This window comes from Azospirillum sp. NS33 (genome assembly GCF_059703765.1).
This window is the reverse complement of the sequence record NZ_BAAKJB010000004.1, coordinates 124,384-140,482: the sequence shown is the minus strand read 5'-3', so window position 1 is coordinate 140,482 and position 16,099 is coordinate 124,384. Positions and strand designations below refer to the sequence as shown.

The following is a 16,099-nucleotide window of genomic DNA, read 5'->3' as shown; positions in this document are numbered from 1 at the left end:
TACTACAGATTGCGCTGTGAGACGACCTGGATCAGCACATCGTGGACGATGGCGGCGCTCAGCGTTTTCTCCGCGGCCTCGCGCAGCTTGGCCTTCAGAGCGCCGATGTCGACGATCTCGCCGCGCAGGATCGAGCCCTCGTCGAGGGCTTCATACAGGATGCTGATGAAGGCGTCCTCGAGGCGGGGGACGTTGGCCTGGGCGATCGGCTGCTTGTCCGCGATCACCTCGACGGTGAGCGCGATGGTGATGAACTGCCGCACCCGGTTGTCGCCGATCACCGGCACGGTGAACGGCTTCATCCGCACATAGGAGGTGACCGGCGGGGGCGGCGGGGGCGGCGGCTCCGCACCGGGGTCCTTGCCGACGATGTACATCTCGTACAAGGTCCAGCCGCCAAACGCGGCACCACCCAGCAGCAGCAGGCCGAACACCAGAACCACCAAGGCCTTCATGGCCGAACACCCCCGAGTCGCGAACCGTGCGCCGCCCCACCATGACGGCGGTTGCCTACCATCGCGTTAAGCAGACCGGCGCGTTCAGCAGACCGGCGCGTTCAGCAGACCGGCGCGTTCAGCAGACCGGCGCGTTCAGCAGACCGGCGCGTTCAGCAGACCGGCGCGTTCAGCAGACCCGCGCGTCCAGCGGGCCGGGCCGTTGCGAGCCCGCCATCCCTCGGCTCCGTCGCGGCGGACCCGCGTCAGAAATGCACCCAGCCGCCCCCAGGCAGGGCGAGCGGTGCGCCGTCCGCCCCGCGCACCGTGACGGTGCCCGCCGCGCCGTCGCACAGGCGGCCGATCTCGGTCACCGCGACTCCGCAGGCGTCGGCGAGAGCGGCCACGGCGTCGCGGCGCTCCGCGGCCGCGGTGAACAGCACCTCGTAGTCGTCGCCGCCGGTCAGCGCGCGCGCCAGCAGCGCCGGGTCGCCACCGATCACGGCGCGGGCGGCCGGTGACAATGGCACCCGCGCCGCCTCCACCTCGGCCGCACAGCCGGACTCCTCGGCGACATGGGCGAGGTCGGCGACCAGCCCGTCGGAGACGTCGATCGCCGCCGACGCCAGCCGCCGCAGACCGGCGCCGACGGTGAGGCGCGGCTCGGGCCGGCGCAGGCGGTGCAGCAGGTGGGCCCGGGCCGCCGGCTCGGCCACCTCCAGCTCCCCCAGCGCCACGGCCAGGCCGAGGGCGGCGTCGCCGATGCTGCCGGTGACGAACACCGCGTCGCCCGGACGGCCGCCGGAGCGCGGCAGCGCCTGGCCCGCGGGCACCAGCCCGAAGGCGGTCAGCGCCAGGGTGATCGGCCCCCGGGTCGACACGGAATCGCCGCCGGCCAGGGCGATGCCGTAGCGGCGCTGGTCCTCGCCGAGGGCGGCGGCGAAGGCCGCCAGCCACGCCTCCGGCAGCTCGCGCGGCAGCGCCACCGCCAGGGTGTAGGCGTAGGGTTCCGCGGCCATGGCGGCGAGGTCGGACAGGTTGACTCGCATCAGCTTGGCGGCGATGTCGCCGGGCGGGTCGTCGGGCAGGAAATGGATGCCGGCCACCATGGCGTCCATGGTGACCACCAGCTCCGTCCCGTCCGGAACGGCGAACACGGCGGCGTCGTCGGCCAGCCCGCGCGCCCCCGGGAAGCCGGCGGCGAGCGGCCGGAAGTGGCGGGCGATGCGGCCGAACTCGCCGTCAGGCGTCGCCGGCGGCGTCACGTCCGGGAACCGGCTGTTGCAGCTCGTCGGGGCGCAGGACGCGGGCGACGTGGTCGAGCACGCCGTTGACCATGCCCGGCTCGCGCCCGGCGAAGAAGGCGTGGCCCACGTCCACGTACTCGCTGATGACGATGCGCGGATGGACGTCGCGGTGGACGAACAGCTCGTAGGCGCCGGCGCGGAATATGGCGCGCAGCAGCAGCTCGACGCGCTCCAGCGGGAACTTCGGCGACAGCGCGGCGGTGACCAGCCCGTCGACCTCCTCGCGCCGGTGGGCGGCACCGCGGACGATGTCGGCGAACAGCTGCGGGTCGGCGGCGACGAACTGCTCGCCATCGATCTCCTGGCCGAGCCGGTGCTTGACGAACTCGCCGATCACCGGCTCCACCTCGGCGCCGGTCAGCTCGATCTGGTACAGCGCCTGCACGGCCGAGAGGCGGGCCGCCTTGCGCCGCGCCTTGGCCGAGCCGCCCCCGGTCTTCTTCGCCCCGGTCCTCCGGTTGCCGCGCCGCGCCTTGGCGTGGTCGGCCGCGTCTTCGTTGCTCATGATGTCTTGGAACTGCCTGGAATGCTCAAGGGAAGTCGGGGTTTTCGGCACCGTCACCGCGGATAGAGGCGGAATTGGCGCTTCAGCTCGATCATGTCAAGACAGGCACGGGCCGCCAGGGCGCCGCGGTTGCGGCCCCCGGTGGCGGCCCGCAGCCATGCCTGCTCGCGGTTCTCCACCGCCAGGATGCCGTTGCCGACCGCCAGGCTGTGGCGCAGCGTCAGGTCGTGCAGGCCGCGCATGGCCTCGGCGCAGACCAGGTCGTACTGGATCGTCTCGCCGCGGATCACGCATCCCAGGGCGACATAGCCGTCGAAGCGCCGCCGCGCGGTGTAGACGTCCATCGACCGGACGGCGATCTGCACCGCCGCCGGGATCTCCAGCGCGCCGGGCACCGGCACCCGGTGATGGGTCGCACCCTGCTTGCCCAGTTCGGCCAGGGCGCCGCGCACCAATTCGTCGGCGATGTCCTCGTGGAAACGGGACTCCACCACCATGATGTGCGGCGCGTCGCTCATCGCCGGTCACTCCGGCTCCGGCCCGCCGCCCGGCACGGCCCGCTGGCCGACCACCGTCAGGCCGTAGCCCTCCAGCCCGATGATCGTCTTGCGGCGGTTGGTCAGCAACTCCATCTTGCGCACGCCGAGGTCGAGCAGGATCTGCGCGCCGACGCCGTAGTCGCGCAGCTCGGCGCCGCTGGCGCTCTGCCCCTCAAGGCGCGCCCGCGCCACCGCCGAGAGGCCGGTCGCCTGCGGCTCGCGCAGCAGCACGAGGACGCCGCGCCCCTCCTTGGCGATCAGGTCCATGCAGGCCTGCAGTTCGCCGTCCCGCCCGGCGGAGCGGTCGCCCAGCACGTCGTCGAGGACGGAGAGCGCGTGCATGCGCACCAGCACCGGATCGTCGCCGCTGATGTCGCCGCGGACCAGGGCGATGTGCTCGGCGTAGGCGACCTTGTTGACGTAGACGTACATCTGGAAGTGGCCGCCGAAGCGGCTGTCCAGGGTGCCGGCCAGGCGCTGCTCGACGATGGTCTCGGTGCGCCGGCGGTGGGCGATGAGGTCGGCGATGGTGCCGACCTTGAGGCCGTGGAACTGGGCGAAGGTCACCAGGTCCGGCAGGCGGGCCATGGTGCCGTCGTCGTTCATGATCTCGCAGATCACCCCGGCCGGGGTCAGCCCGACCATGCGGGCGATGTCGACCGCGGCCTCCGTGTGGCCGGCCCGCACCAGAACGCCGCCGTCGCGGGCCAGCAACGGGAAGACGTGGCCGGGCGTCACCAGGTCCTCGGGCCCCGCCGCGTCGTCGATGGCGACCTCGATGGTGCGGGCGCGGTCGGCGGCGGAGATGCCGGTGGTGACCCCCTCGCGCGCCTCGATCGAGACGGTGAAGGCGGTGTGGTGGCGCGACGCGTTCTGCTGCGCCATCAGCGGCAGCCGCAGCTTCTCGATGCGCTGGCGGTCGAGCGCCAGGCAGATCAGGCCGCGGCCGTGCTTGGCCATGAAGTTGATGACCTCCGGCGTGGCCATCTGCGCGGGAATGACGAGGTCGCCCTCGTTCTCGCGGTCCTCGTCGTCGACGAGCACGAACATCCGGCCCTGGCGCGCTTCTTCGAGCAGATCCTCGGCCGAGGACAGATAGGAGTGGTATTCGGACGTCATTCTTGACCCACCAGCCGGGCGACGTAGCGCGCCAGCATGTCGATTTCCATGTTCACCCGGTCACCGGGCGCGAGGGCGCCGAAGGTGGTGGCGCCCTGGGTGTGCGGGATGATGTTCACCCCGAAGCGGGCGCCGTCCACCTCGTTGACGGTGAGCGAGACGCCGTCCAGCGCGACCGATCCCTTGGACGCGACGTACTTTGCCAGCGCGGGCGGCGCCTCGAAGGTGTAGCGCACGGACTCGCCGTCCGGGCGCAGGTCGACCACCGTGGCGACGCCGTCGACGTGGCCGGACACGATGTGCCCGCCGAGCTCGTCGCCCACCTTCAGGGCGCGCTCCAGGTTGACGGCGGTGCCGGGCCGCCAGGCGCCGAGCGTCGTCTTCGACAGCGTCTCGGCCGAGGCCTGGACGACGAACCAGCCCGGTCCCTTGGCGACGACGGTGAGGCAGACGCCGCTGTTGGCGATGGACGCGCCGATCGGCACCGTCTCCATGGCGAAGGCGGTCTCGATGGTGAAGCGTGTGTCGCCCTGCCTCTCCACAGAGCGCACACGGCCGACGTCGGTGACGATTCCGGTAAACATGGCGCGGACTGTAGCAGGTTTTGCCGCGGGCGGAAGCGGCGAGCGCGCGGCACCTACGCTTTACGCCATAGCCTGCCGGGCGTATCCTCGGGCCACCATGCACCGCCTTCTCACCGCATTGGCCTTGGCGCTGCCGCTGGCGGCGTCGCCCGCCGCGGCCACCGATCTGCACCGCCTCTTCGAAGACCGTTGCCAGTCCTGCCACGGCCATGCCGGCGATTTCGCGCGCTCGGTCCTTGGCCGGGACGACGGCGGCACGGCAATGGGCGGTGCGGTGGCGCCGGGCCCCAGGCGTGACCTCGTCCGTTTCCTGGAGCGCCACCGGGGCGGCCTGCCATCCCAGGACGCGAGCGGGGTCGTCGCGATGCTCGAGGCCCAGGCCGCGACTCCGCCCCTCTACCAGGAGCGGTGCCGGGCGTGCCACGACCGCGCCGCCGACCTCGCCCGCGCCGCCCTGGTCCGGCGCGACGGCGTGCTGGTCGGGCGCTACACCGGGCGCCCCGTCGCCGCGTTCCTCGCCGGGCACGGCCGGCTGTCCGACGCCGAGGCGGCCGGCATCGTCGCGCTGCTGGAGCGGGTGGAGCGCGAGGTTCACGGCCCCTGACGGGGCAGCGCGAACAGCGCCACGATCGTTCTCTGCAACGGGCTGAAATTGTCGTCGGAGACGAGGTAGAGCAGCGTCTCGCCGCCGGCCCCGGCGACGGCGGCGATGCCCTCGAAGTTGTCCACCAGCAGCGGCAGGCCGAGGCGCGCCACCTCGTCGCCCTCCAGCACGGCGTCGCGGTCCCAGGCGCCGGCGGCGACCCGGACCACCCGGATCTGCCAGCCGCCGAACAGGGAGACGGCGCGCTCCAGCACCAGCAGGTCGCCGGACGGCGCGACCGCCGCCCCGGTGGGGCGGAATCCCGGCGCGGCGCGGTAGGTGAGCGCCCGCCAGTCGCCGGCACCGCGCAGGGGGGCGGCGGCGATCCAGGCGCGCCGCGCGGCGACGCCGTCGTCGGCGCCTTCCTCCAGCACCAGAAGGCGCCCGTCGGCGAGCGGCGCCATGGCCTCGATGCCGCCGTTGCGCGGCGCCCCGTCGAGGCCGGGGGGCGGCGGCAGCCGCGCCGGCGCAGCGCCGGCGGCGCCGCGGCCGAGCCCGGGGGGATAGCGCAGGATGCGGTGGTCACGCTCGAACGCCACCAGCCAGCCGCCGCCGGGCAGGCGCTGGATGTCCTCGGCGTCGGCCGACCCGCCAGGGCGCGGCAGCCGCCGCGTCTCCAGGCCGTCGACGCCGGACAGCCGGCCTTCGGCGTCGTGGCGCAAGCGGCCGAACACCACGAAACCGCGGTCGCTGACCGCGGCGAACCGGTCGCCGTCGAGCAGGGCGAGGCCGGACAGCCCGCCGATGCCGCCGCCGCTGACCTCGACCGCGCCCCGGAACTCCAGCCGGCCGACGACGCGGCGGCCAGGGTCCCCGGGGTCGAGCGCCATGACCCGCGTCGTCACCCCGGCGCCGGGGTCGGCGGTCCCCGAGACGGCGGTCGAGCAGCCGGTGGCGAGCAGAAGCGCGAACGCCAGTCGGCGCATGCGCGGGGTGGACACGCGGTGGTGATGGACCATGGCACCACTCAACCATGCCTGCGCCGGGGGCGAAACCGTCTCGTCCGGTCGCCACCGTGGCCGGTCCGCACCGCCACCGCCGCCACCGCCACCGCCACCGCCACCCATTTGCACCCGGCGCCCCCGGCCACCGGCGCGTACGCCATCCGGACGGCGTCGCCTGCCCCTTCGGCCGTTCTATGGCACCGGAACTACCTCGTTTGAGCACCCCCAGACCCGCCCCGGAGTGCATAGATAAACGTCTGTTGCCCGACGGTCGCCGCCCGCGCGGCGCCGCAGGACCCTATGAGTACAGGTTGAGGTCGATGCGCTTCACGTCCGTGCCGGTCGCCGCCCCCTCGGATCAAGCCGCGGGCCCCCCCGCCGCCCCCGGGTCGCCGGAGAGCGCGTGGGAGGCCCGCGTGAAGGCGCTGGAGGCGGAGATGCGCGAGCTGCAGCACCGCGCCAAGAACAGCCTTCAGCTCGTGATCAGCCTCCTGAAGCTCCAGGCCGGCCGCATCCGCGACCCCGACGCCCGGATCGCCTACGAGCAGACCCTCGTGCGCATCGAGGCCCTGGCGATCCTTTACCGCCAGCTCCACGAATCGGGCAGCGGCACCCATGTGGATCTCGGCCGCTACGTCCAGGCGCTGTGCGAGGCCGTCAAGGCGGGAACGCCGGGCGGGCTGGCCAGCGTGCCGGTGACCGTCGACGCCGAGCCCATGCAGATCGGGCTCTACGAAGCGATGCCGCTGGGCTTGATCATCGCCGAGCTGGTCTCCAACAGCCTCCACCATGCCTTCCCCGAGCAGGGCTGGATCACGGTGCGGCTGAACCACGCCGGTGACGGCCGCGGCCGGCTGGAGATCGAGGACAACGGCAGGCCCATGCCGGCGGGCTTCGACACCACCTCGGACGACGGCCTGATGCTGGCCGAGGCGCTGGCCGCCCAGCTCGGCGACACGCTGTCGACCGACAGCGATTCCACGGGGACGACGGCGGCCGTCCGCTTCCCGCTGTAGGGTCGGACCGGCCCGCGCCCGCCATGCCCGCCCCCGACGACGACGACGCGTCCCGCCTGACGCCCGAAGAGGTGGCCTTTCTCCTGGGGGGCGGCCTGGGCGGCGGCGGCCTGTCGGCCCAGGCGCTCGAGGCGCTGCGCCGCCGCAACGCGCGGGCGAACGCGCGGCGAACGGCGCGCCGCCGCGCCGATCCCGCCTATGCCGAGGCGCTGCGCACCGCCGACCGGGCGCGTCAGAGGCGCCGGCGCGCCGCCCTGCCGGCCGGCCAACCGGCCGCCGCCGCGGCGCCGGTCCGCCTGCCCGCGTTCACCCCCTTGGAGGCGGCGCGGCGGTTGGAACGCCACCTCGCGACCGTTCGCACCCCGGCCGCGGCGCAGCTGCGCGGCAAGGCGGAGCGGGTGCAGCGCTGGGTTGACGGCTTCACCGTGTACCGCCACCTCGCGGCGTCCGGCGCCCGCCCCACCCGCGGCGCCATCGCCGCCGCCTTCCGTGCCATGTTCGGGGTCTCGCTGACGCCGTCCCAGGTGCAGAAGCTGCGCGACCGCGTGGAGGCTCTGGCCGCCCCGGGCGGGCCGTGGCATGCCGGGTGAGCGGCGGTCAGGCCGGCGCTGGCGCACGGCGCGCCACGATCTGGTCGATGGCGACGGTCAGCACGGGGTCGCCCTGCTGGTTGGTGGTGGTGTAGGCGCAGCGCACGGTGCCGCGGTCGCCGCGCCGCGACGGGCGCACGGCGACCACCTCCACCCGCACCCGCAGCGTGTCGCCGGGGCGCACCGGGCGCAGCCAGCGCAGCTCGTCCGCCGCACCGCTGCCCAAGCTGGTCCCGGCCAGGACGCCGGTCGCCAGGAACAGCCGGAAGGTCAGCGCCAGGGTCTGGAACCCGCTGGCGATCAGCCCGCCGAACGGCCCGTCGGCGGCGGCCACGGCGTCGATGTGGAAGGGCTGCGGGTCGTACAGCAGGGCGAAGTCGACGATCTGCGACTCCGTCACCGTGACCCCGGCGGTCTCGAAGACGTCGCCGGTCTGGAAATCCTCGAAATGCCGCGCCGTCATGCCCCGCCCCCGTCGAGCCGGCGCTCATAGTACACCACACCGGCCAACGGGTTCTCATAATAGGGCGCGATCTCGACGAAGCCCAGGGCACGGTAAAGGGCGTTGGCGGCGGTCATGGTCGCCAGCGTGTCGAGCCGGATCGCCCGGTACCCCAGGCGGCGCCCCGCGGCCATCGCGGCCTCGGCCAGGCGGTGCCCCGCCCCGGTGCCGCGGAACGCCGGGCGTACGTACAGCCGCTTCATCTCGCAGGCATCGGCGGCCAGCGGGCGCACGCCCACGACCCCGGCGACGTCTTCGCCGGACCACGCCAGCAGCAGCGCGCCCCGTGGCGGCGCGTACGCGCCGGGCAGACCGGCGAGCTCCGCGTCGAAGCCCTGGAAGCACAGCGAGACATTGAGGGAGCGGGCGTACTCCAGGAACAGGGCACGGACGTGCCCGAGGTCCCCGGGTCCGGCCGCGGCAACCGAGAGGTCAGACACGGATGTGTCCCTCCAGGTAGAGAACCGCCGCGCCGGCGATCCGCACGCGGTCGCCCGCCAACTCGCAGGACAAGGCGCCGCCACGGGCCGACACCTGGCGTGCCTCGATGCGGGAACGCCCGAGTCGCTCCGCCCAGTAGGGCACGAGCATGCAGTGGGCGGCGCCGGTGACCGGATCCTCGGGGATGCCCACCGACGGCGCGAAGAAGCGCGACACAACGTCGACCCCTCCCGTGCCCGGGGCGGTGACGCACACCGCCCGCCGGTCGGTGGCGGCCAGCCCCGCCATGTCGGGGCGCAGGCCGAGAACGGCGTCGGCGCTGTCATAGACGACGAGGTAGTCGCGCCCGCCCCGCACCTCCCGCGGCATCGGCCCGCCCAGGGCCGCCAGCAGACCGGGATGCGGATCGGCCACCGGCTCGACCGGGCGGGCGGGGAAATCCAGCACGTAGCGCCCGTCCGCCCGGGTGACGGTGAGGGTGCCCGCCTGGCGCGTCCGGAAGGTCAGGGTGGCGGGGCCGTCCGGCCGCAGGATGCGGTCGACGACGAACGCGGTCGCCAGGGTGGCGTGGCCGCACAGCTCGACCTCCACCATCGGCGTGAACCAGCGCAGCTCGAACCCGTCGCCGTCGGGCACGATGAACGCGGTTTCCGACAGGTTGTTCTCGGCCGCGATGGCGAGCAGGCGCTCGTCGGACAGCCAGCCCTCCAGCGGCACCACCGCCGCGGGGTTGCCGGCGAACACCGCGTCGGCGAAGGCATCGACCTGGAAGATCGGCAGGCGCATGGTGGGCCTCACGGGCTGGTGGTGAACTGGAAGCAGTTGGGGTGCCGGCCCAACCCCGCCGCCTCGTAGAAGGTGACCGCGGCGGGGGCCGCCAGCAACAGGCAGGTCACGCCCTCCCCGACCGCCGCGCGGGTGCGCCGCATCAGCTCCCGCCCGATGCCGCGCCCCTGGTGGGCCCGGTCGACGGCGAGGTCCGAGAGGTAGCAGCAATAGGCGAAATCGGTGACCGAACGGGCCACCCCGACCAGTGCACCGTCGGCGCGGGCGGTGACGATCAGCCCCGCCCCGCGCAGCATGGCGGCGATGCGCGCCCGGTCGCCCACCGGCCGGCGTTCCGCCAGCCCGGAGCGCTCCAGGACGCCGACGAAGGCGTCGGCGGTGAGATCGGGTTCGACGGCGTAGACGACGTCCGTCATCCGCTCACTCCCGCCAGGCCGGCTTGCCGGCCTCCCCTTCCGCTTCGGCACGGGTGATGCCGATGTCCTTCAGAAGATGGTCGTCCAGCCGCATCAGCGCCTGCCGCTGGCGCCACCGCTCGTTGGCCGCCATCGCCCGCTCCAGCGCCCACAGCAGCGGGCGGACGGTCAGGGCACCCACGACGCGAACGGAGGCCGCGAGGAGCGACGGGGACGGACCGGTCGTGCGGGCGGCTTCGTTGGTGCGCATGGGACCCTCCATTGTCAGCGCGGGCGTCTCAACCAGACGGAGACAATGCGGAGTATGGCAACACAATCAGGCCCGTCAACCGTCGAATTGTCACCAGTACATTCCCGACCTAGGATGTGTTTTTGCGGCAACACCCTTGGTTTCAGGCGTTTTCTCCACGCAATGCGCCACACCCAGCCCAGCCATGCAAAACAGTGACAATCACGCCCCTCTTGCGTCGATCCCGCGAATCCCGCCATATTGTCACCATGACAAATTGGCACCCCGAGATCGCCGGGCGCCCCGGCCCGCGCTACCGCGCCATCGCCGACGCGCTGGCCGAGGACATCGCCGCCGGGCGGCTCACCCCGGGAACCCGGCTGCCCACCCACCGCGAACTCGCCTTCCGGCTGGGCGTCACCGTGGGGACCATCACGCGGTCCTACGCCGAGGCGGAGAAGCGGGGGCTGCTGGGCGGCGAGGTCGGCCGCGGCACCTTCGTCCAGGACCCCTCCAGCGCCCACGCCGACCCGTTGAACTGGCACCTTCCGACCGAGACCTCCGCCGTCGACATGACGGCGGTCACCCCGTTCCTGCCGGACGGCGCCGCCGCTCTGGCCGCGACCCTGCAGGCCATCGGGGCCTCCACCGACGGCTTGGGGCGCTTGTTGGAGTACGTGCCCCACGCCGGGCTGCCGCACCACCGGGCGGCGGCGGCGCGGTGGCTGGCCCGCCAGCACGGCGTCGAGATCGCACCGGAAAGCCTCATCATCACCCCCGGCGCCCAGAACGCCCTGGCCGTGGCCCTCGCCGCCCTCACCCGCAACGGCGACGTGGTGCTGGCCGAGCGGCTGACCAACTACGGCACCAAGGCCGTCGCCGCCACCTTCGGCCTGCATCTGGAGCCGGTGGCCATCGACGACGACGGGCTGGTCCCCGACGCCTTCGACGCCGCCTGCCGCCGCCTCGCCCCCAAGCTGCTCTACCTCGTGCCGACCTTGCAGAACCCGACGGCGTCGGTGATGCCGGCGGCGCGGCGCGAGGAGATCGCCGCCATCGCCCGCCGCCACGACGTCATCATCATCGAGGACGACGTGTTCGGTTTCCTGGTCCCCGGCGTCCGCCCGGTGCAGACCATCGCCCCGGACATCACGGTCTACATCACCAGCCTGTCCAAGAGCCTGGCGGCCGGGCTGCGGGTCGGCCACCTGGTGGTGCCGCCCGGCCTCATGCCGCGCATGGAATCGGTCGTGCGGTCGCTTCACTACTGCGCGCCGCCGCTGCCCAGCGAGGTGGCGACGCGGTGGATCCAGGACGGCCAGGCCGACCGCTTCGCCGAGCGCCAGCGGGTCGAGACCGCGGCCCGGCAGACGCTCGCCCGGTCCCTCCTTCCCGCCCCGCTGCTGTGCGGGCACCGCGGTTCGCAGCATCTGTGGCTGACGCTGCCGGAGCCGTGGCGCCAGGACGACTTCCTCGCCGAAACCACCCGGCGCGGCGTGCGCCTGACCGGCGCGGACACCTTCGCGGTGGGACGCAACGGCACGGTGCACGCCGTCCGCATCGGCCTGTGCATGCCCCGCCACCGCGACGACGCGGCGCGCGGGCTGCGGGCCATCGGCGAGGCCCTGGCGGTTCCCGCCTCGGCGGCGCTGTCGATCGTGTGACCGGCGGCGGCGGCGGTCAGCGCCGCCCGTCACCGAGGCGGCGGTCAGCGCCGCCCGTCGCCGAGGCGGCGGTCAGCGCCGCCCGTCGCCGAGGCGGACGCAGTCGTGCTCGTCGCTGCCGGGCTCGGCGAGCCCGCCGTTGGAGGTGCGGTAACGGGGATCGTCGCACCGCCCGTTGTGGGCGTACTGCATGCTCCAGCGTGGGTCGCCCCAGGCCGGGTGGTCGGCGTTGCTGCGCGCCGCGTAGCGCAGCGCCGACACCGGGTGCACCGCGCCACCGGCCGCGGCGGTGTCGCCGTCCAGGTTGCAGGCGCCGAGCGTGCCGGCGGCGAGGCAGAGGGCCAGCACCGCGGCGCGCGGCGCGCGGCGGGGGCGATGCTGGGCGGTGATGGCGGTGATGAGGACCATGGGTGACGCCGGTGTCCGGAAGGGATGCTGCACCGCCAACAAACACCGGGTGCGCGATTCTATTCCAAGCCGGCCCGCGGCCCGCCGCCGCATCGGCGGTCCGCCGCGACGGGGACGCGGGCCAGCCGTCCCGGAGGTGCCGCACCACACCGTGCTGCCTGCCCTGCGCGTTGCGCCGCAACATCAGATTGCGGCGCCGCGAAACATTTCGTAAAATGGCCGGAACCTTTGTTACCGATGCGCAGCCAGTCGTGGCCGAGCCCATCACAGCGGGAGCACTCCATGGAAACCGTTTCGAGTCGCCTCGGTTTCACGCAGAAGCTGGTCGTTCTCAACATCGTCGGTACAATTGCGAGCTGCATCGCCATCCTGATCGGCGCGATCCATTTCCTGACCTCGGAGATGCGCCAGGCGACCCTGGACGCCGGCATGCCGGCGACCGAGTTCGACTCCCTCGCCGTCACCCTGGAATGGCGCATCGCCATCGTGTCCCTGGTGGTCGGCCTGGTGGTCTGCGTCGCCACCTACTTCTACGTGAAGGGGCAGATGGCCTCGCTGCACCGGTTGGCCGAGGTGATGGCGGCGCTGAGCCGCAAGGACTTCACCGCCACCGTCCAGGACACCGACCGCGGTGACGAGATCGGCGTCATGGCCCGCGCGGTCGCCGGGTTCCGCAGCGCGCTCAAGGAGGGCGAAGAGGCCGGACGCCGGCAGCGCGACGGCGAGGCCGAACACGCGCGCCGGCGCACCGACATCGACCGGGCGACCCAGGACTTCGCCGGCAAGATCGACGTCGTCGTCCAGGCGGTGTCGTCGTCGGCGTCGCGCATGCAGGGCAACGCGGAGCGCCTGTCGCGCAACGCCGAGGAGACCCAGTCGGCGGTGATCGCCGTGTCCGCCGCGTCCCAGCAGGCCTCCGCCAACGTCGAGACGGTCGCCGCCGCCGCCGAGCAGCTGTCCGCCTCGATCGGCGAGATCAGCCGCCACGTCGGTGAGGCGACCCAGGTCGCCGACCGCGCCGTCGACGAGGCGAAGACCACCAACGCCACGGTGCAGGGGCTGGCCGACGCCGCCAACCGGATCGGCGAGGTGGTGAACCTGATCAACGACATCGCCAGCCAGACCAACCTGCTGGCGCTCAACGCCACGATCGAGGCGGCGCGCGCCGGCGAGGCCGGCAAGGGCTTCGCGGTGGTCGCCCAGGAGGTCAAGAACCTCGCCAACCAGACCGCCAAGGCGACCGAGGACATCCAGAGCCAGGTCGGGTCGATCCAGGGTGAGACCCAGCGTGCGGTGGGGGCCATCACCACCATCGTCGACACCATCCGCCGCATCAGCGAGATCACCACGACGGTGGCCGCCGCGGTGGAGCAGCAGGGCGCGGCGACCTCGGAGATCGCCCGCAACGTGCAGCAGGCCTCGGCCGGCACCCGCTCCGTCACCGGCAGCATCGGCGGCGTCGACCGCCAGGCACGGGAAACGGGGTCGAGCGCCGAGGAGCTGCTGTCGGCGGCCCGCGATCTGATGGGCGAATCGCAGAAGCTGGGCCGCGAGGTGTCGAGCTTCCTCACCATCGTGCGGCGCGCCTGATCCCGCCCGCCGGCGTGTGGGCGGAGGTCGGAAAACCCGCTTAGGGCCGGAACAGGTGCGGCACCACCGCGGCGTCGGCCCCCACCCGCGGGTCGGCGCCCTCGCGGACGCTCATCCCCAGGCACTTGTCGCCGACGATCCACGCGTGGATCACCGCGTGAACGCCGTCCTGCTGGAACAGCGGCGGGGTTTCCATCCACAGCCAGCCCCCCGGCTCGGTGACCAGGGGGCCGCTGTCGGAGACGGCTCCGCCGGCGACCGTGAGCCGCTCGGTGGGACGGTCCAGGCCGAAGAAGGACCGCACCGTCAGCGCCTCGCCGCCGGGCAGGCCGGCCTCGTCCAGCGTCGCCCGGCACAGGTTCGGATGGCCCGGGTAGCGGTCCCACATCAGCGCGGCCACGGCGTGGTTGGAAAACGGCCAGCGCCACGCCGGCTCCAGCACCGTCATGCCGCAGGCACGAAGGTTGGCGGCGGCGGCGGCGGCGGCCAGTTCCTCCCAGGGGTGGACCTTGTGCAGGCAGGCGATGGCCTCGCCGTCGGCGCTGCGGAACCGTCCGCCGTCCCACGCCACGCTCTGCAACGGCACGACCCGCGCCGGCAGCCCCGCTTCCGCCGCGGTCGCCGCCAGGTAGGCCGCCTCCCCCTCGCGGACGCCGTCGGGCGTGGCGCAGGCCACGTGCACGCCGAGGCGGGCCGGCCCGCCATCGGCCGCCAGCTCCTCCCAGCGCTCCACCAGGCCCTCGTGCAGGCTGTTGAACTGGTCGGCGTCGGCCGCCTGGGCCTCGCGCCAGTTGCGCTGGATGATGGCGGCGGCGAACAACCCGTCGGGCACGTCGTAGTTGCAGCCCAGCAGCTTCAAGGAGTCCCGGCCGTCGTAGGCCAGCGTCAGCCGGCCGACCAGACCGCCGGCACGCTCGTCCACGCCGCCCTGGCGCCAATAGTCGGACCACCCGGATTCCACCAGGCGCGCCGCCTCGCCGCGGATGCCCATCTCGTTCAGCCGCCGCTCCAGCACCACCCGGCGGACCGTGTCGCGCAGCATGCCGTGCAGTTCGTCGGCGACGCTTTCGATCAGATCGATCTGCTGGGCCGTAAACTCGTAGCGCACGTCCTCGCGCCACAGGGCGCCGGCCCCGACCGCGGCCATGCCGAAGGGATAGCGGACCAGCCCCGGGCGCCAGTTGGCGCGCGGCATCACGGGAACACGGCGCATGATCGGTGTCGTCCCCCGTCCCGGCTAGGCGGCGCCGCGGCCGGCGGAGGGCCGCACGCGCACCGCCTTGGCGGCGACCGGATGGCGGGCGTTGGACGGGCGCACGGACGATCCTTTCGGGCGGGTCACGGAAGCGGCCGGCATCATTCCCACCCGGCCGGGCCGGCACAAGGGGAATGGTGGCCTATTCCGTTCCGGCAAGCCGGCCCGGCCGAAGGATCGGCCCCGGGACCGGCTCCCGCGCCCCGGCCTGCGGGGCCGCCATCGCCAGCCGCTCCGTCCGACCGGACAGCAGCTCGAGCAGGAGCTTGCGCTGCAGCGCCTCGCCGAAGGCGGCGACGCCGCGGGCGCCGATGAGGAAGCTGCCGGCGCCGCCGATGACGTCGCGGCGGTAGAAGTCGAGCGGGCCGCCCAGACCCCACACCGGCCCGGCATAGGTGATGCGGCCGTCGAACGTGCCGCGCGGCCGGTCGTCGACGATCGGCAGGGCGTTGATGGTGATCCCCGCGGCGACCGCCGCGTCGCGCGCGCCGGCGCTCCGCCCCCCGTCGCTCTCGTGGTCGCTGGCGATGTCGATGACCATGCGCGCCCGGCCGAAGCCGCCGTCGGTCAGCAGGCGGGTGGCGTGCCGCAGGGCGCCGGCCATCGCCGTGTTGCCGGCGCTGGAGCGCTGGGCGGCGGCCACCGCGTCGCCGAACGCACGGGCCGACTCGGTGTCGCGGAGCACACTCCACCCGGCCACCGTCGCGACCTCGCCGGCGCCGGAGAACTCCACATAGGCGGCGGCGACGCCACCGGGGTGGCTGGCCAGGGCGGCGACGACGTCCGGGTCGCGGAAGGCGGAGCGGTAGCCCTCCTTGACCATGGCGAACTCGTCCTCGTCCATGCTGCGGGACACGTCGGTCAGCAGAACGATCGCCAGATCGACGGCGGCCGCCGGACGCGCCGGCAGCGCCAAGGCCACGGCAATGGCACCGGCCAGGGCCGCGGTGGCGAGACACGGCGCGGGCCGGTATGCGGGACTGGGCATGGACGCCTCCGGACGGGCGGTGGCACGTCCTCGCGGGCGGCGCACCGGGCGTTGCGATCGGCCATCCTACGCGCTGCCGGCGGTGGCCGCCACGCTCCCTTGCTCCGCCGCCGGGCCCTTGCTCCGCCGCCGGACCCTA

The 16,099-nt window shown here is 73.5% G+C and carries 20 protein-coding genes; 5 read left to right on the top strand and 15 right to left on the bottom strand.

Going from position 1 to position 16,099, the window contains the following annotated elements:
- Positions 1-2: 2 nt before the first annotated feature.
- The 6 genes from AC6H2I_RS05860 to AC6H2I_RS05835 all read right to left on the bottom strand — a co-directional run bounded on the left by AC6H2I_RS05860 (position 3) and on the right by AC6H2I_RS05835 (position 4,488).
- Positions 3-455 (bottom strand): hypothetical protein, encoded by a 453-nt coding sequence (locus tag AC6H2I_RS05860; RefSeq protein WP_497499646.1) that lies wholly within the window; start codon positions 453-455, stop codon positions 3-5.
- Positions 456-700: 245 nt separating this feature from the next.
- Positions 701-1,699 carry a thiamine-phosphate kinase gene (thiL, locus tag AC6H2I_RS05855; protein ID WP_497499645.1) on the bottom strand — a complete coding sequence of 333 codons (999 nt, stop codon included), beginning with the start codon at positions 1,697-1,699 and terminating at the stop codon, positions 701-703.
- Positions 1,677-2,246, bottom strand: a complete 570-nt coding sequence (gene nusB / locus AC6H2I_RS05850; RefSeq protein ID WP_497499644.1) for a transcription antitermination factor NusB — start codon at positions 2,244-2,246, stop codon at positions 1,677-1,679. The genes thiL and nusB overlap by 23 nt, the downstream gene beginning before the upstream one ends.
- Positions 2,247-2,299: 53 nt before the next feature.
- Positions 2,300-2,764, bottom strand: coding sequence for a 6,7-dimethyl-8-ribityllumazine synthase (gene ribH / locus AC6H2I_RS05845; protein ID WP_497499643.1), 465 nt, complete (start codon positions 2,762-2,764; stop codon positions 2,300-2,302).
- Between the two features lie 6 nt (positions 2,765-2,770).
- Positions 2,771-3,904, bottom strand: a complete 1,134-nt coding sequence (ribB, locus tag AC6H2I_RS05840; RefSeq protein WP_497499642.1) for a 3,4-dihydroxy-2-butanone-4-phosphate synthase — start codon at positions 3,902-3,904, stop codon at positions 2,771-2,773.
- Positions 3,901-4,488, bottom strand: coding sequence for a riboflavin synthase (locus AC6H2I_RS05835; protein WP_497499641.1), 588 nt, complete (start codon positions 4,486-4,488; stop codon positions 3,901-3,903). Before AC6H2I_RS05835 ends, ribB begins: the two co-directional genes overlap by 4 nt.
- A gap of 97 nt (positions 4,489-4,585) precedes the next feature.
- Between AC6H2I_RS05835 and AC6H2I_RS05830 the strand changes: the two genes are divergently transcribed.
- Entirely contained in the window at positions 4,586-5,092 is a 507-nt protein-coding gene (locus tag AC6H2I_RS05830; protein WP_497499640.1) for a hypothetical protein, read from the top strand.
- On the opposite strand, the gene AC6H2I_RS05825 is transcribed toward AC6H2I_RS05830, so the two are convergent.
- On the bottom strand, positions 5,080-6,090 hold the full coding sequence (locus AC6H2I_RS05825; protein WP_497499639.1) for an esterase-like activity of phytase family protein: 1,011 nt from the start codon (positions 6,088-6,090) through the stop codon (positions 5,080-5,082). The two genes, AC6H2I_RS05830 and AC6H2I_RS05825, sit on opposite strands and share 13 nt — an antisense overlap.
- A gap of 401 nt (positions 6,091-6,491) precedes the next feature.
- Between AC6H2I_RS05825 and AC6H2I_RS05820 the strand changes: the two genes are divergently transcribed.
- Complete coding sequence (locus AC6H2I_RS05820; RefSeq protein WP_497499638.1) at positions 6,492-7,091, top strand: sensor histidine kinase; 600 nt, start codon at positions 6,492-6,494, stop codon at positions 7,089-7,091.
- Between the two features lie 23 nt (positions 7,092-7,114).
- The gene (locus AC6H2I_RS05815) at positions 7,115-7,681 is read left to right on the top strand and encodes a hypothetical protein (RefSeq protein ID WP_497499637.1); all 567 of its coding nucleotides are present in this window, start codon (positions 7,115-7,117) and stop codon (positions 7,679-7,681) included.
- 7 nt (positions 7,682-7,688) lie between these two features.
- Here AC6H2I_RS05815 and AC6H2I_RS05810 read toward each other — a convergent pair whose 3' ends face one another.
- The 5 genes from AC6H2I_RS05810 to AC6H2I_RS05790 are packed head-to-tail and all read right to left on the bottom strand — an operon-like array spanning position 7,689 to position 10,076.
- Positions 7,689-8,144, bottom strand: a complete 456-nt coding sequence (locus AC6H2I_RS05810; protein ID WP_497499636.1) for a MaoC/PaaZ C-terminal domain-containing protein — start codon at positions 8,142-8,144, stop codon at positions 7,689-7,691.
- Positions 8,141-8,623: a GNAT family N-acetyltransferase gene (locus AC6H2I_RS05805; RefSeq protein WP_497499635.1), complete on the bottom strand. Its 483-nt coding sequence runs from the start codon at positions 8,621-8,623 to the stop codon at positions 8,141-8,143. The genes AC6H2I_RS05810 and AC6H2I_RS05805 overlap by 4 nt, the downstream gene beginning before the upstream one ends.
- Positions 8,616-9,410, bottom strand: coding sequence for a PhzF family phenazine biosynthesis protein (locus AC6H2I_RS05800; RefSeq protein ID WP_497499634.1), 795 nt, complete (start codon positions 9,408-9,410; stop codon positions 8,616-8,618). The genes AC6H2I_RS05805 and AC6H2I_RS05800 overlap by 8 nt, the downstream gene beginning before the upstream one ends.
- Before the next feature lie 8 nt (positions 9,411-9,418).
- On the bottom strand, positions 9,419-9,826 hold the full coding sequence (locus AC6H2I_RS05795) for a GNAT family N-acetyltransferase (RefSeq protein ID WP_497499633.1): 408 nt from the start codon (positions 9,824-9,826) through the stop codon (positions 9,419-9,421).
- A gap of 4 nt (positions 9,827-9,830) precedes the next feature.
- Positions 9,831-10,076, bottom strand: coding sequence for a DUF1127 domain-containing protein (locus AC6H2I_RS05790; protein WP_497499632.1), 246 nt, complete (start codon positions 10,074-10,076; stop codon positions 9,831-9,833).
- Positions 10,077-10,324: 248 nt separating this feature from the next.
- On the opposite strand from AC6H2I_RS05790, the gene AC6H2I_RS05785 reads away from it, so the two are divergent.
- Positions 10,325-11,719, top strand: coding sequence for an aminotransferase-like domain-containing protein (locus tag AC6H2I_RS05785; RefSeq protein WP_497499631.1), 1,395 nt, complete (start codon positions 10,325-10,327; stop codon positions 11,717-11,719).
- A gap of 72 nt (positions 11,720-11,791) precedes the next feature.
- Here AC6H2I_RS05785 and AC6H2I_RS05780 read toward each other — a convergent pair whose 3' ends face one another.
- On the bottom strand, positions 11,792-12,127 hold the full coding sequence (locus AC6H2I_RS05780; protein ID WP_497499630.1) for a hypothetical protein: 336 nt from the start codon (positions 12,125-12,127) through the stop codon (positions 11,792-11,794).
- A gap of 282 nt (positions 12,128-12,409) precedes the next feature.
- Between AC6H2I_RS05780 and AC6H2I_RS05775 the strand changes: the two genes are divergently transcribed.
- A complete protein-coding gene (locus AC6H2I_RS05775) occupies positions 12,410-13,717 on the top strand; it encodes a methyl-accepting chemotaxis protein (protein WP_497499629.1) in 1,308 nt (435 codons plus the stop codon).
- A gap of 40 nt (positions 13,718-13,757) precedes the next feature.
- On the opposite strand, the gene AC6H2I_RS05770 is transcribed toward AC6H2I_RS05775, so the two are convergent.
- Together AC6H2I_RS05770 and AC6H2I_RS05765 are read right to left on the bottom strand one after the other, a co-directional pair.
- The gene (locus tag AC6H2I_RS05770) at positions 13,758-14,930 is read right to left on the bottom strand and encodes a glutathionylspermidine synthase family protein (RefSeq protein WP_497499628.1); all 1,173 of its coding nucleotides are present in this window, start codon (positions 14,928-14,930) and stop codon (positions 13,758-13,760) included.
- A gap of 184 nt (positions 14,931-15,114) precedes the next feature.
- A complete protein-coding gene (locus AC6H2I_RS05765) occupies positions 15,115-15,960 on the bottom strand; it encodes a DUF1194 domain-containing protein (protein ID WP_497499627.1) in 846 nt (281 codons plus the stop codon).
- Between the last annotated feature and the right edge of the window lie 139 nt (positions 15,961-16,099).